This window comes from Enterovibrio norvegicus DSM 15893, from assembly GCF_900115495.1.
Lineage (GTDB): Bacteria > Pseudomonadota > Gammaproteobacteria > Enterobacterales > Vibrionaceae > Enterovibrio > Enterovibrio norvegicus.
On record NZ_FOWR01000027.1, the window covers coordinates 1 to 14,269 of the forward strand.

Consider the following 14,269-nt stretch of genomic DNA (forward strand, 5'->3'; position numbering starts at 1 on the left):
ATGTTGCTTGCCTACAACCTGCTGCGTTTTATGATGTGCCAGATGGCGTATTCCTTGAATACGGTAATGCCATACCAAATAGGTTTTAAGCAGGCATCGATATTTTTGGTGAGTCAGTTGCAGATGCTCCCGGCTGTCGCGCCCGGAAGATATCCAGAAGTGCTCAGGTATATCCTCGATATGGCAGAGAGCTTTGTGCTTCCAGAGAGGAGGGAGAGGACATATCCAAGAGCAGTAAAGAAAAGGCCCAGTCGCTATGCGACCAGGCCTTCTAGAAGGCGTAATTCAGCTTAATTCACATGCATTACAGCATCTGCTGACCTTTTCTCTTTGAGTTCTCTATTTTCTTTCGCTATTTTTTTCGCTATCGCGACAGTTGAGTCAGTGTACCTCTGCCGTCGCTTCTGGAGGGCAAGGCTGTTTTTTTTCTCTGACAGAAAGCATCAAGAGCAACAGCGCCACCAGCCCAACCATGATCATTGCGCCAATCACTGAGTGATAATCAAAGAACTGCGCAATCACACCCACGGTAACACTCGAAATCAGGCTTGCCACCATGATGGCATTGTTAAACAAGGTGGTCGCCACACCCATTTGGGTCGACATTTTGTTTTGAATAACCACCATGCCAAGGCCCGCACAAATCCCAACTGCCGTGCCGTTTAACAATTGAAGGGCATACATTTGCCACAGTTCCTCTGCGCCCCACAGCAAGGTGTAAAACAAACACGCTGACGTAACGCCAAGGATCATCAGCCTTTGAGGATCAACACGCGTAGCCCAAAGCCCTGCCAAAATCATGACGGGAATTTCGACAAAGGCTGCCAACCCCAACAATTGCCCTGCCACTGCGCCACCCATTATCAGTTCTTTCGACACATATAATGGAATGGTGGTGACATACATGTTGTTCGCCCAGAACAACATGAAAACGGCGGCAATATACATAGGCACACCCTCTATGCGTCGCCATGAATGATTCACAACCGACGTTGCCGTTTCTGCTTTCTTAATGGTGACTGACGGGAACAAACGCCAAACAATCAACACCGACACACTCATCATGATGCCCGCAAACATAAATGCACCATTGAAACCGACCGCATCTTTCACAATAAACGCTAACGGCGGGCCAATCACCCAAGACAAAGACATCATGGCGCGCATCAAGGACAGAAAGAGCGTACCGTTGTTACCCATGTCTTTATCCGCATATTCACGGCCAATGGCGAAGGTTTGTGGCATTGCCGCGGCGCTAAAGCTGGAAATGCAGACCATCACCGCCAGTGCCAAGTAGTAGTTTCTAATAAACAGAAACAACACCATGACGACAATAAAACTCATTTGCGAAGTCAAGATGATGTTACGTCTGTCCAAACCAAGATCAGATTGCTTGGCGATGCGCTGTGATACCAACACGCCGCTCAAAATAGAGAGCGAGAGGAAAATCCCCATTTGTAATGGTGAGGCGCCCAAGGCATCAACCACAAACAAGCCTGAAAGTGGGTAGAAAAAGCCGCTTCCTAAGCCCGAAAAGAGGGACACCAATAGGTAACCCAATGGTGCTTTTTGCGTTAAAAAACGACCGTAATTTCTCATCTCATGTTCTCTCTATCTAAAACGGCTGCACTTAATTTACATAGTGAATTTTAGAAACAAACAGATTGCATATGTGATAAATATCACGCAACAACTAATACTATTCCTTCAACATCTTCCTTTTCACTGACAATATTCGTAAAGACTGATGTAAATACAGCCAACTTGATGAAAGAGCACACAAGATGAAGCCAACCATTGAACCCATTGATAAATCGACAAGTTTGTCTTGGCATTTCGTTGATTATCACTGCGATCATACGGTGAGAGAGTCCCACTGCGGTTGGCACTATCACAACGAAATTGAACTCGTGGTATATCAAGACCCACATGGTGTAGTGAGTGCCAAAACCGTACTGGGTGATTACATTGGTGATGCGGAACACAACTGTGCGTACCTCATGGGCCCAGGGCTGCCACATATGGTCAGCAGCACGGCATCCGCAACAGAAGATCACCCCGCCAGTTCGCACGTACTTTGGCTCGATCAATGTTGGCTAGAATCACTCATTGCCACCGTGCCAGAACTTTCGCCTATTTCAGCGTTGCTGGTCCGCGCCCACAAAGGCCTCAAATTTTCGCCTGACACTGGTGAGAAACTGCATGCATTGATGAGTGATGCCTGTGATTTGAAACCGTCCGTTCAGTTCTCTCACGTCATCGACATCTTACTGCTACTGTGCGAAGACAAAGCTGCCAAGCCCCTAACCTCAAGGCCTTACTGTTTTTACGTCGCCAAAGACTCGCCAATTAACGACAAGCTAGAGAAAGCACAGCAGTTTATTGCAGACCACTATCATAAACCTCTCGGCGTGGATGATATGTGTCGTCACCTTCATATGAGCGAAAGTTCGGTATACCGCATGTTTGAAAAGCACTTCTCTGAAAGTTTTTCTGATCACCTAAAGCGCTATCGCTTAGGCAAAGCGTGTGAACTACTGATGCGCACAAAAACGCCCATTGCCGTGGTGGCTGAAAAGGTAGGGTTTTCAAATCTGTCGAATTTTAATCGCCAATTTAAAGCGATAAAGAACATGACGCCGATGGCGTTTAGAAAGCAGTTTTTGTAGCGAAACGAGAAACGAGAAACGAGAAACGAGAAAATCTTAGCTGTTTAGAGCGACAGTCCACCAGTTTTTAGCGAGATAAATAACGATCTTAACAGTGTTTTTGATTTTATCTCGCGTCTAGAAACTGCTCTTTCTCGCCATCTTGATTAAATGTAGTTAAACAGCGACAACTCTTTGGTTTTTGAAAACGCTTGTTGAGACGCTTGCAGTGCCAACAGGTTTTCGTTCATGTCAATCACTGCCGTTGAGTAATCCAGATCTTCCATCGTTCCGAGTGAACGGTTTAGCACCAGTTTGAAATCTTGATGCATGCTTTCTTGGCGATCCAGCGTATTCAAGCGCGTACCCACTTCCGAGCGTACTGTGTTCAAATGCTTAAACGCCGCCGCAAACTGCTCCGTCACTTGGTGAAGTTCTGCCGTTGCCGACGCATTGAAAATACTTTCTTCGGACAATTCCATGCCTTTTCTAAAGGCATCAAACACGTTGAACGTATCTTGGCGTGCCAATGTGATGGAATCGCCATCCAGCATTTCACCTTCAAAGCTCGCGCTTAGCGTTCCCCATTGCACACCAGTGGCTGGGTCATAAACGCCCGAACTCACCATGGCGCCGTTTTGCGTCAGCTCGTACAGCGTTTGACCATTGCCATCCACACTGAAATTCACCGCATAATCGGACGTATCGGCATTGTTGGTGTTGGTCGCTGACGCTAACAGCAACAGAGAACCGCTTTCCAGCTCATAGTCCGGCTGATAGTCACCAAACGGGTTTTTGATTTCCATGAAGACTTCGTCACCCGGATCGCTGGTTTGCACTTCTACCGCAGGGGCAATTTGTGCCGTGCGGTGATAGCTGTCCCCGGCATAACGCACATTGCCTGCATTATCACGGTAGAACGGTTGCTTGCTCGCTTGCGTACCAGAGAACAAGAAATTGCCTGACTCATCCTTGGCGTTGACCAAATTCATGAAGTTATCGTACAAGCCTTTCATGTCTTGCTTGTGCGCGGCACGGTCGTCATCTGACAGCGAGCCGTTGATCATTTCCATCGTGGTACGCTTGGCGCTATCAATCAATTGCTCCGAATCGTCAATCGCGATTTCAGCGCGGGTTTGACGGTTGCGAGCCAGCGTAATCGAATCAACGTATTGATCAAGTTGCTTGTCTTGCTGACGGAAGTTCTGAATGTAGATAGACGCGACAGGATCATCACCAGAGGTAAGCACACGTTTACCCGTGGCAAGCTGGTCTTGATTGTCTTGCAGCTTGACCTGCTGGCGCATCAAATCATTCGATACAGACTGATAGTTGTGGAAACTGGCAATACGGCTAATCATCAGTCATATCCTTATCGGGTTGCACTCAGCAGAGTTTCAAAGGTTTCATTGGCAGCCGTCATGATGCGAGAGGAGGCCATGTACGCCTGTTGAAACTTCATCATGTTTGCGGCTTCTTCGTCGAGGTTAACGCCAGAAATTTCTGCAACGCGCCCTGCGGCGGCATCATGCTCAACGCGGCTCACGTCTTCCAAGCGTGCAAACGAGGCCTTTTGAACACCAATGTCTGTGTTCAAGCCCTCATAAACATCAATCAAGCTCGAGCGGCCACCGTCCATCAGTTTCTGTGTTTGCAGTTTCTGCATACGGATCAAGTTACCGTTCTCACCATCTGCTGGTTGCAGACTGATAGCAAACACATCTTCCGGTGCAGCACCGTCAGACAATTCAAACACGGTACCATTGACATTCACCGACCCTGTTGGTGGGTAAGCTTGCGGCGCGACAAGAATATTACCTTTCATGTCCAACACTGCAAACTGGGTCGCATCCGGAGAAATCGCGACTTGGAATTCTTGCTGCGCACCTTGCGTCAGTATTTTTACGTCACCTTGGCCCGTCACGTTGGACTTAGAGCTCACATAGCTTTGTGCGGCAATTTTTGCCGGGTCTTCCATGATGACGCCTATTTGTCCTGCCGCTTGTCGGAGCGGTCGGATAATCACACGCTCGCCAGCGGCAAGCCCTGCATCAACTTGGATTTTCAACCCATCATATTCAAACGCAGGTGGTGTACCTGTTGGGGTGACGTTCACCATGTTCTTTTCGGGGTCAACCAAGGTGTACTGGCTACCGTCGTATTTCAGGTGGTAATCGCCAATTTTCAGCGCCGATAAGTTTTCGAGCGTGACCTTGATATCAGCCGTCGAGTTTGAGCCCTTAATCACGCGGTCGCGTGAAATTCTGTCATCGTTGAAATCTGTAAAAATTTTCTCGCCGATCGCACCACTCAAATCAAAACCTTGAGATTGCATGTCATTCAATGACATGGAGAAACCCGCCGCTAAACGCCCTAGCTCGTCACGCACTTGGCCTAGTGTGTTATCGCGGTATTCAAACATCGCACCCAATCTACCGCGGATGTCATCGTTATCAATCGCTTTAAGGCTTTTCCCTTCCACCAACGCCAAACGGCGTTTTTGATGGTCAGGATCGCCAGGCACTGTTTTTAATTCACTGGAATGTAAGCCTGATACCAAGGTGTGCCCACTGCCAATGATGACGTTATACAAGCCATCATCACGTTGGTTCACGCTCACCTGAGTAAATTCGGACAGCTCGTTGATCAAACTTTGGTGCCTATCGAGCAAATCGTTATCGACGGCTTGGCTTTTCAGCAAGGCTTTATGAACATCAACGATTTCCGCACCAATATCATTCATGCGCGTCAAGGTGGCATCGATTTCAACCGAGGTATCCATTTCTTGCGCTTGAAGAATGGTATTCATGTCGTTAAGACCCGCAGCAACCAAGCGAGACTTTTCAAGCACCACTTTGCGCGCACCCATGTCGCTTGGGCTGTCCGTTAGGCCTTTTACTGCACCATAAAATTCATTCATGTTTTCAGGAATTTTCTTGGCGGAGTGAGACATCATGTCATCCAGCATGGTGAGCTGGCTGTTGCGGGTTGTCGCATGGCTAAGCGCAGAGGTGGAGATACTGAATTCGTTGGCGGCAAACTTATCGTAGTTACGACGCACCGACGCCGCGTGGACACCTTGCCCCCATTGGTTTGCAGACCAATAGGCAGTGTCGTTGGCGCGCTGCTCTACAGACTGGCGACTATATCCTTCCGTGTTCACGTTAGAGATATTGTGGCCCGTTGTATTTAGCTGTCGTTGTGCTGTTAGGACGCCTTGAGCACCCAGCGCCAGCAAATCAAAACCCATTCAGCCCCCGTATGCGGTAATGCATAGCCGATAAAACTTCTAATATGACATTCAATTCAAGAATCATGCCATAACCATTACATACCTATATCGGCAATACGGCGGGTTTATGAAGTGATTTGTTTAATTTTCACACAAAAACAGGCAAGGGCTTGCCGTTAGGCGGAGAGCTGATGCCAGAGGCCAAAGGAAAAGTTCGGTAGTATGTCTATGCCGGCAAAAGACTTGAGTAAATAAAGCGATACCGTGACCACGCAAAACAGTACAAAAGTGCCAAGAAGGAGGATTAACACGCGCGAGATATTGGAAATCGTTTGTTCAGCGCGGGTTAAATCACGGCGGTTACGACCAAACAAAAACACGAGATAGTATTGCCAATTCCACGCCCCGACCACGGTTCGAATGTCCACCATATGGCTGGCTTTTGCGCGCGTGCCGTACATGAGCTTTACTTGCAGCAATTGCGCATCGGTGAAGGTCTTTTCGACATCGGAAGGCATTTTTTCGAGGAAAGCGCGAATAAACGGATCGCGTCGGATCGATCCAGATTGAAGCACTTGAACATTTTCGCTGTTTTTATTTGGCGCGTCTTTTTCCTGTTCTAGCATGTTCGTTGCCTTTCAGTCACCAACGCTAAAACAGCGCCTCGCTCATGCAATTGACAAGCGAGACGTAACGTTCGGAATTATTGGTCCATCAGACCTTTAACACGATTGAACACACTGATCACTTTGTCAGAGTATTGCGGATCGGTTGCGTACCCCGCTTTGTGTAAGCCACGAATAAATTGCTCAGGCTTTTCCGACTGCTCAAGGGCGGTCGCATAGCGAGGGTTGGTATTCAAAAAACGGACATAATCATCAAAGCTGTCCTGATAGGAAGAATAGGATCGAAATGACGCCATTTCCTGCACTGGAATATCATTGTGAAATTCGAGTGTTTGAGTGGCGACTTTTTGCCCAGCCCAGCGAGGGTCAGCTTTGATGTTGAATAAGTTGTGGCTATTGCCACGGGCATTCGCAATCACTTTCTTACCCCAACCCGTTTCCAGTGCCGCTTGCGCTATCAACATCGCCGGGTCAGTGCCCAAGCTTCTAGCGGCTCGCTGCGCATAAGGCGTGAGTCGAGAAACAAACTCATCCGGCGTTTCAAAAGGCTTGGCGTTCATCTCAGGGGCCAATGCGCTTTGCTGAGGCTTCACCTCAACGTTCGGCTTGATTGCCTGTTCCAACGCTTCGAGATTTGGAAGCACTGGCTCTTCGTCTGTATTCACAGGAGGAACACGCAAAGTTGGCGATAAATCGATACGCCCACTTGCCGTGTTCTCACCGACATCCATCGGCTCACCTTGTGCGCTTTTAAATTGCTGAACGATCAAATCCGCAAGCCCGAGCGAACCTTCACGAGACAAGGTACTCGACAGCTGTTCATCGGCCATTTGCTCGTAGAACTTTGACGTGCGGTTATCAATCAAGTCAGATTTGAAGGCGTCATTCGCCTCACGCATTGATTTAAACAACATCTGCGTAAAAATCGCTTCAAATTGTTCAGCCGCTGCACGCATAGCTTCATCTGATTGTTTCCCATCGCCGTTCGATGCTTTCTGACGCAACGAGTCTAAGCGGCTAAGGTCATGGATGAATCCGGTATCAATGGGCGTTTTCATAGGCTTAAATCACTATCAGTTGACCGTCGATAGCCCCTGCTTGCTTGAGCGCTTGCAAGATGGCCATCAAATCAGACGGCGCTGCGCCGACACCGTTTACCGCACGAACCAAATCATCCAAGGTCACGCCCGGCTTAAAGTGGAACATGCGTCCATCTTCTTCTGATACTTCGACACCAGAATCAGGCACGACAACGGTTTCTCCCCCCGAGAATGCGCCCGGTTGACTGACTTGTAAGTTTTCATTGATCGTGACTGTCATGCCACCATGGGTAATCGCAGCGGGACGAAGGCGTACATTCTGACCAACAACGATGGTGCCAGTGCGGCTGTTCACGATAATTTTCGCGGCGGCATCGGCAGGCACAAATTCGAGGTTTTCAATGGTAGACAAGAAGGCAACGCGCTGAGACAAGTCACGCGGTGCGCGAACACGAATCGAGGTCGCGTCCATCGCTGCGGCAGTATTAGGGCCGAGGAAGCTGTTGATAGAATCTGACATGCGCTGTGCGGTCGTAAAATCAGATTCAAAAAGATTAAAGGTAATGTGGTCGCCACGCCCAAATGGAGACGGGACTTCTTGCTCTACCGTTGCACCGTTGGTGATTCGACCCACTGTCGGCGTATTGCCCACGATTTTTGAGCCGTCAGCCCCTTCAGCACTGAAACCGCCAACAATGAGGTTACCTTGTGCCACGGCGTAGGTTTTACCATCAAGGCCTTTCATGAAGGTTTGGACTAACGTGCCACCGCGCAGACTTTTCGCCGATCCGATCGATGACACTGTGATGTCAATTTTCTGACCCTGCTTTGCAAACGCTGGAAGCTCTGCACTCACAGCAACAGCTGCCACGTTTTTGGTTTTCGGTTTGGTGCCTGGTGGCAACTGTATACCGAAGTTTTTCAGCATGGCATTAAAGCTTTGATCAGTGAAAGGCGTGCTTTCCCCTGTCCCCGCAAGGCCTACCACCAAGCCGTAACCGACCAATTGGTTGCTGCGCACTCCCGCCACTTCCGACACATCTTTAATGCGGGCAGCATAGGCAATGGGGCTAGCCAGTGCAGCAATCAATAAAAGCGTTAGCCAATTCTTCACGTCAAATCTCCGACAACGTCATTACGTTTACAGAACAACATTGAAGAATCGTGCCAACCAGCCCTGATCTTGCGTATCTTGTCGATCGCCAGTACCAGAATACTGAATGCGCGCATTCGAAATACGCGTTGAAGCCACGGTATTTTCTTGGCTGATGTCATCAGGACGGATGGTGCCGCTCAAACGAATATATTCATCGCCGGTATTCAGCGTCAGCCATTTCTCGCCGCGAATGATCAAATTGCCGTTCGCCAACACATCAATCACTTCAACAGAGATCGAGCCGCTAATGCTGTTGCTCTGATCAGCACTGGTTGAGCCGCTGGTTTTGTTGTCATGACCCGCGGCGTAAGACAAGTTGGAATCACCGATAGTGACTTCTTGCCCCCCCATTTCAAGCGGGTCCATGCTCAAATCGCTTGATTTGTTCGCATCGGTGCTGGCGCTTTTTTTCGCTTGTGTTTTTTCTTCCAACAACACGGTGACAATATCGCCAATGCCGCGCGGTTTAGTGTCATCATAAAGATCTTGCGCCTGTGCAATACTGAACAGCGAACCTGTGGCTGTCGTATAGTGCTCAGGTTGGCGTGGCGGATGTAGTGGTGACCAAGAAGGATCACCTGCCATCGCGTCTTCACGCTGACGCAGTAATCCAATCAAGCCTTCGCCCTGCGGCTCTGTGTTGCCTTCAACGGCATCAGTCTCTGTGGTGGCTTCTGCCACTTCATTTTGCGCAAGTAGCGCTTCTGGATCCATCAAGCTACAACCCGATACAGTCACCAGCATCAAACTTGTTATTAGTAACTTTTTCATCCGCGCTTTACTCCATTAAAGTTGCTGATTCACATAGCTCAGCATCTGATCGACAGAAGAAATGACTTTGGAGTTCATTTCATAAACGCGTTGCGCTTCGATCATGTTAACCAGCTCTTCGGTGACGTTAACGTTGGAGGTTTCCAGCATTGATTGACGAATGCTGCCTAATCCATCAAGTCCCGGCACACCTTCTTGTGGGTCGCCACTGGCACCCGTTGGCAAGTAAAGGTTTTGGCCAATAGGCTCAAGGCCACCTGGGTTGATGAAATCTACCGTCGTTATTTGCCCCAACACGGCGTTTGCCGTTTGGCCACGCAGTCGAGCAGAGACTTCACCGTCAGTACCGATAGTCACTTGAATTGCATCAGGCGGCACAGCGATTTCAGGCTCAAGGGAGTAACCCGCACCTGTCGTTACAATCACGCCTTCATCATTCAGCGTGAACTGGCCGTTACGTTGGTAACCGATGTTGCCATCAGGTAGCAAGACTTGGAAGAAGCCGTCACCTTCGATCATCAGATCTAAGGCGTTATTGGTCGTTTGCGCATTACCGTTGCTGTGCACACGTTGTGTCGCCACGACTTTAGCACCGGCACCCAACATCAAACCGCTCGGTAGTTCAGTATTTTGAGACGACTGGCCGCCCGGCTGATTGATGTTTTGATAGAACAAGTCTTCAAACACAGCACGGGATTTTTTGAAACCAATTGTCGAGGCATTCGCCAAGTTGTTAGAAATGGTCGAAATATTGGTCTGCTGAGCGTCTAGGCCCGTTTTACTCACCCACAAAGCTGGATGCATAATGATTCCCTCTTAATTAACCCAGGCGAAGCAAAGAGTTGGATGCTTGATCCATTTCTTCGGCGGTCTTCATGAGTTTGACTTGCATTTCGAAGTGGCGTTGAAGATCAATCAGACCAGTCATTTCACCAATGGCGTTGACGTTGCTGCCTTCTAGCGCGCCGGTAAGCAGAGTGACCCCTGCATCAGCGGCATACGTGGCACCTGGGTTCACAGGCTTGAACACGCCATTTTTGTCTTTGAATAAATCATTGTTGTCAGGACGAACAAGTTTGATGCGATCCACTTCTTCCATGGCTTCAGGTGGTGCACCTTGCGGCAACACAGACACAGTGCCATCCGTACCGATTTCAATTTTTGACACCGGTAACGGTAAGAAGATAGGTGCGCCGCTTTCCCCCAAGATCAAATGACCATGGCCATTTTGCAGCATACCGGTTTGATCCACTTTCAAGTTACCCACACGGGTGTAACCTTCTTGGCCCGTACCGTCCAATACCGCCAACCAACCGTCACCTTTAATGGCAACGTCAAGTTCACGACCTGTCGTGATGGTTGAACCTTGAGCAAAGCTGTGCCCTGGACGCTCAGTCATATTGAATACGCGCGTTGGCAAACCTTCACCATAAGCCTGCATTGCTCGTGCCTGCTCTAAATCAGCACGAAAGCCTGTGGTGCTTACGTTAGCGAGGTTATTGGCACGTAATTGCATGCCTTGCATGTCTTGTTTTGCGCCACTCATGGCGAGGAATAATGCGCGATCCATTTGACGTTCTCCTGTCGCTTATGCAAGACATAAAGCAAGAAGAGTGCCAATTTAAAATAATAATAATTTACAAGGCATTAGTGCAATAAACACATAATAACAGAAGAGAGAAAGGGGGGAGTTGTAGGAAATGAATTGCCGCCTGACATGCAAGCGGCAATTTCACGTATCGATCAATGAACCGATTAGCGAATCTGAAGGATAGTCTGTTGCATCGAATTACCCACTTCAAGTGAACGCGAGTTCGCTTGGAAGTTACGTTGAGCAGTGATCAAATCCACCAGCTCTTGGGTCATATCAATGTTTGATTGTTCGATGGTGCCGCTTTTCACTTTACCAAACGCACCTTGCATCGCTTCACCCCACACCGCATCACCAGATTGTTGGGTGACTTTCCACTGGGTGTTACCCGCTTGTGACATACCTTGTTGGTTAGAAACACGCACCAACGCCACTCGGCCTAGTGCAACGTTTTCACCGTTGCTGTACGTCGCCATGATGGTACCTTTCGGATCGATATCGACTTTTGCAAGGTAGCCCGTGGTTGCACCATCTTCGTTAAACTTACGCATTTCAAACGGTGATGCGTATTGTGTTGGCTCTTCAAAGTTAATCGCCAGCGATTGTGCACCGTCTGCACCATTCATTTCCAAGCCCGCGCCGTTAGGACCAAATTCAACGGTTTGAATAGGCTGACCGCCATTAACCGTGTTGACGGAACCGTCGCTGTTAAACTCAACAGAGTGACCAACGTGGCCGGTTGCGCTGGTGAAGTCACCCGCGGTTAAGTTAACAGGCTTCTCGCCTTCAGAGTCAGTTGCGCTGTAGTACACCGCCCATTTGTTCGGTGTAACGTTATCTTTAACATAATAGGTTGTCAGTTTGTACGGCTGGCCTAGTGAGTCAAAGATCGTCGCAGAGGTCGCTTTGTTATAGGTATCAGGATCTTCTGGGTTAAACAGAGTTGGATCTTTTTCTGCAGCACCCGCTGGTAGGTTCAAACCAATATCAACGTTCTGAGAAGCACGAGGTTGACCAAATTGGTCTGGCACTTGAAGTGATTTTGGCTCAAACGAACCCACTTGGCCGGTCTCAGTATCTACGTTGTAACCTAATAGGTACTGACCTTCAGAGTTAACGACGTTGTTGTCTTTATCCAGATGGAAAGCACCGTTACGGGTCAACACGTTGTTTTGTGTCGCCAGTTTGTCGTTCGCCACGGCAAAATAGCCGTTGCCGCTTACTCGAAGATCAAGCGGGTTGTTGGTGTAAATACTTGAACCTTCATGGAATTGCTGCGCCACAATAGAGGTTTGCACACCGCTACCCGTCGTGGTCTTTGCGTTCGAGAAAATCGAAGCCGAGTAAACATCACCAAATTCAGCGCGCGATTCTTTAAAGCCAAAAGTGTTGGCGTTCGCAATGTTGTTACTGGTGGTATTCATGTCCTTTTGAGCTGCCGCGAGGCCACTCAGTGCGATATTCAATGCCATTGCTGGAACTCCTCTATCCTTTAACCTTTGCTCGCGCCGCCGACGTTAGCATTACCTACTTCAAGCACCTCGGTGAGTTTCACCGGTGATGTGTAACCTGCAATGTTTAGCATGACGTTGCCATCACCGTTACCCAGTAGGACACTGTTTACATTGGCGTAAGTCGATAGTTCGAAGTCTTGAGACTTTCCATCAACAAAGCCGCTTACGTTCATGGTGTATTTGCCTTCCGGCAATGGATTGCCACTGTCATCCAAGCCATCCCACTCGACGCGGTGATCGCCCGGTGATTTCGCACCAATACTGAAGTTTTTAAGTAACTGACCCTGTTCGTTTTGAATACGTACCATGACGTCATTCATCGCTTGAGGCAGTTTAACCATCGCTGCAATGCCACCCGCGGCTGCTTTAAAGCTCTCGTTACCTGGCACTAATACATCTTGGCCGACCAGTGACGATGCTTGAAGCGCTTGGCTCGACGTCATTGCTGCATTCAATGAACCAAATTGTTCATTCATTTTGCCTATGCCATCAACGGTCGCGAACGATGCCATTTGGGCAATCATTTGCTCGTTATCAACCGGTTTGAACGGGTCTTGGTTCGCAAGCTGCTTGGTCAATAGTGAGAGAAAGTCTTCTTGATTCAGGTCAGTTTGACCTGTGACTTTTTCTCCCGTATCACCGCGCTCTGTGCGTTGCTTTTCTTGTAGGGCTTTGAGTTGGTCAATGTAGCTGCCGCCACCTGCACCACCTGCGCCGTCAATCGGATTCATAATGCCGTCCTTCTACCTTACTTACCCATCTGTAGTGTACGCATCAGCATTTGTTTACTTGCCTCTGCCACTTCTACGTTGGTTTGATAGGAACGGGAGGCCGAAATCATATTGGCCATCTCTTCCATTACATTTACGTTTGGTTTGAAAATGTAGCCTTCCGCATTTGCCATTGGGTGATCAGGATTGAACTCGGCACGCAGTGGCTTTTGACTCTCCACGATACCTTCAACACGTACTGGAACACTTTGTCCTTGCGACGCAAACTTGTTCAATTCCGCGGCAAATATAGGGTGACGTGCTTTGTACGTTTCTTCAGCTGAGCTGCTGACAGAGTTCGCGTTCGCCAAGTTACTGGACGTGGTATTCAGTCGAACAGACTCTGCACTCATGGCAGAACCGGTGACGTTGAACACATTAAATAGACTCATCCATTAATCCCCTTTCAGTGCCTTGGACATGTTTTTGAACTTAGAACCAAGAAAGTCCAGCGACGCCTGATATTCAAGTGCGTTTTGCATAAACAAGTTACGTTCTACCTGCGCATCCACGGTGTTGCCATCGCCAGTGTCAGGTTGATTTGGAACACGGTACATCTTTTGACCATCCACTTGTGAAGAGGCAGTAATGTGCCGCCCATCCGTTCGGCTCAGGCCAATGCTTGCCCCAGAAGTTGCCGCTTGAAGCGCACGTTCGAAATCCATATCTTGAGCTTTGTAACCTGGCGTATTCGCATTCGCGAGGTTACTTGCCAGTGTCTCAGCCCGCTGAGAGCGCACACCGACAGTGTGTTGATGAATCCCCAGCGCTTTATCGAACGATATTGCCATGTGGCAACCTCCTAAAATCTTCTATTGATAGAAAAGCAATATGGATGCCAACTTTCACCACATATCGTCAAAAGTAAAATTACCACTTACTATTCAATGTATTACTTTATTTTTCAGTGCTAATTTTCAT

General features: G+C 48.6%; 14 protein-coding genes and 1 pseudogene. 2 read left to right on the plus strand and 13 right to left on the minus strand.

Annotated features, from left to right (window positions below):
* Positions 1–294 (plus strand): annotated as a pseudogene (locus BM082_RS16435) (IS4 family transposase); the annotation flags it as partial.
* Positions 295–381: 87 nt separating this feature from the next.
* Here BM082_RS16435 and BM082_RS16440 read toward each other — a convergent pair.
* Entirely contained in the window at positions 382–1,599 is a 1,218-nt protein-coding gene (locus BM082_RS16440; protein ID WP_074927778.1) for a sugar efflux transporter, read from the minus strand.
* Positions 1,600–1,784: 185 nt separating this feature from the next.
* Here BM082_RS16440 and BM082_RS16445 point away from each other — a divergent pair, with 185 nt between their 5' ends.
* On the plus strand, positions 1,785–2,669 hold the full coding sequence (locus tag BM082_RS16445; RefSeq protein ID WP_017009349.1) for an AraC family transcriptional regulator: 885 nt from the start codon (positions 1,785–1,787) through the stop codon (positions 2,667–2,669).
* A 146-nt stretch (positions 2,670–2,815) separates the two neighbouring features.
* Here BM082_RS16445 and flgL read toward each other — a convergent pair whose 3' ends face one another.
* The 12 genes from flgL to flgB all read right to left on the minus strand — a co-directional run bounded on the left by flgL (position 2,816) and on the right by flgB (position 14,139).
* Positions 2,816–4,009: a flagellar hook-associated protein FlgL gene (gene flgL / locus BM082_RS16450; protein ID WP_017014217.1), complete on the minus strand. Its 1,194-nt coding sequence runs from the start codon at positions 4,007–4,009 to the stop codon at positions 2,816–2,818.
* 11 nt (positions 4,010–4,020) lie between these two features.
* Complete coding sequence (gene flgK / locus BM082_RS16455; protein ID WP_074927781.1) at positions 4,021–5,898, minus strand: flagellar hook-associated protein FlgK; 1,878 nt, start codon at positions 5,896–5,898, stop codon at positions 4,021–4,023.
* Between the two features lie 158 nt (positions 5,899–6,056).
* Entirely contained in the window at positions 6,057–6,506 is a 450-nt protein-coding gene (locus tag BM082_RS16460; protein ID WP_074927784.1) for a hypothetical protein, read from the minus strand.
* Positions 6,507–6,583: 77 nt separating this feature from the next.
* Positions 6,584–7,564: a flagellar assembly peptidoglycan hydrolase FlgJ gene (gene flgJ, locus BM082_RS16465; protein WP_074927787.1), complete on the minus strand. Its 981-nt coding sequence runs from the start codon at positions 7,562–7,564 to the stop codon at positions 6,584–6,586.
* Between the two features lie 4 nt (positions 7,565–7,568).
* Complete coding sequence (locus BM082_RS16470; protein ID WP_074927790.1) at positions 7,569–8,660, minus strand: flagellar basal body P-ring protein FlgI; 1,092 nt, start codon at positions 8,658–8,660, stop codon at positions 7,569–7,571.
* Between the two features lie 27 nt (positions 8,661–8,687).
* Positions 8,688–9,473 (minus strand): flagellar basal body L-ring protein FlgH, encoded by a 786-nt coding sequence (gene flgH / locus BM082_RS16475; protein WP_017009343.1) that lies wholly within the window; start codon positions 9,471–9,473, stop codon positions 8,688–8,690.
* 15 nt (positions 9,474–9,488) lie between these two features.
* Complete coding sequence (flgG, locus tag BM082_RS16480; protein WP_017009342.1) at positions 9,489–10,277, minus strand: flagellar basal-body rod protein FlgG; 789 nt, start codon at positions 10,275–10,277, stop codon at positions 9,489–9,491.
* 16 nt (positions 10,278–10,293) lie between these two features.
* Positions 10,294–11,043: a flagellar basal body rod protein FlgF gene (locus BM082_RS16485; RefSeq protein WP_017009341.1), complete on the minus strand. Its 750-nt coding sequence runs from the start codon at positions 11,041–11,043 to the stop codon at positions 10,294–10,296.
* A gap of 185 nt (positions 11,044–11,228) precedes the next feature.
* Positions 11,229–12,536 carry a flagellar hook protein FlgE gene (flgE, locus tag BM082_RS16490; RefSeq protein WP_017009340.1) on the minus strand — a complete coding sequence of 436 codons (1,308 nt, stop codon included), beginning with the start codon at positions 12,534–12,536 and terminating at the stop codon, positions 11,229–11,231.
* Between the two features lie 20 nt (positions 12,537–12,556).
* Positions 12,557–13,309: a flagellar hook assembly protein FlgD gene (locus tag BM082_RS16495; protein ID WP_017009339.1), complete on the minus strand. Its 753-nt coding sequence runs from the start codon at positions 13,307–13,309 to the stop codon at positions 12,557–12,559.
* Between the two features lie 17 nt (positions 13,310–13,326).
* Positions 13,327–13,740: a flagellar basal body rod protein FlgC gene (gene flgC / locus BM082_RS16500; RefSeq protein ID WP_017009338.1), complete on the minus strand. Its 414-nt coding sequence runs from the start codon at positions 13,738–13,740 to the stop codon at positions 13,327–13,329.
* 3 nt (positions 13,741–13,743) lie between these two features.
* Positions 13,744–14,139, minus strand: coding sequence for a flagellar basal body rod protein FlgB (gene flgB, locus BM082_RS16505; RefSeq protein WP_017009337.1), 396 nt, complete (start codon positions 14,137–14,139; stop codon positions 13,744–13,746).
* Positions 14,140–14,269 lie beyond the last annotated feature (130 nt).

What these genes read in the sequence shown, in the direction of transcription:
- BM082_RS16440 (WP_074927778.1), bottom strand. Translation starts at nt 1,599, where the DNA reads ATGAGAAATTACGGTCGTTTTTTAACGCAAAAAGCACCATTGGGTTAC.
- BM082_RS16445 (WP_017009349.1), top strand. Translation starts at nt 1,785, where the DNA reads ATGAAGCCAACCATTGAACCCATTGATAAATCGACAAGTTTGTCTTGG.
- flgL (WP_017014217.1), bottom strand. Translation starts at nt 4,009, where the DNA reads ATGATTAGCCGTATTGCCAGTTTCCACAACTATCAGTCTGTATCGAAT.
- flgK (WP_074927781.1), bottom strand. Translation starts at nt 5,898, where the DNA reads ATGGGTTTTGATTTGCTGGCGCTGGGTGCTCAAGGCGTCCTAACAGCA.
- BM082_RS16460 (WP_074927784.1), bottom strand. Translation starts at nt 6,506, where the DNA reads ATGCTAGAACAGGAAAAAGACGCGCCAAATAAAAACAGCGAAAATGTT.
- flgJ (WP_074927787.1), bottom strand. Translation starts at nt 7,564, where the DNA reads ATGAAAACGCCCATTGATACCGGATTCATCCATGACCTTAGCCGCTTA.
- flgH (WP_017009343.1), bottom strand. Translation starts at nt 9,473, where the DNA reads ATGAAAAAGTTACTAATAACAAGTTTGATGCTGGTGACTGTATCGGGT.
- flgG (WP_017009342.1), bottom strand. Translation starts at nt 10,277, where the DNA reads ATGCATCCAGCTTTGTGGGTGAGTAAAACGGGCCTAGACGCTCAGCAG.
- BM082_RS16485 (WP_017009341.1), bottom strand. Translation starts at nt 11,043, where the DNA reads ATGGATCGCGCATTATTCCTCGCCATGAGTGGCGCAAAACAAGACATG.
- flgE (WP_017009340.1), bottom strand. Translation starts at nt 12,536, where the DNA reads ATGGCATTGAATATCGCACTGAGTGGCCTCGCGGCAGCTCAAAAGGAC.
- BM082_RS16495 (WP_017009339.1), bottom strand. Translation starts at nt 13,309, where the DNA reads ATGAATCCGATTGACGGCGCAGGTGGTGCAGGTGGCGGCAGCTACATT.
- flgC (WP_017009338.1), bottom strand. Translation starts at nt 13,740, where the DNA reads ATGAGTCTATTTAATGTGTTCAACGTCACCGGTTCTGCCATGAGTGCA.
- flgB (WP_017009337.1), bottom strand. Translation starts at nt 14,139, where the DNA reads ATGGCAATATCGTTCGATAAAGCGCTGGGGATTCATCAACACACTGTC.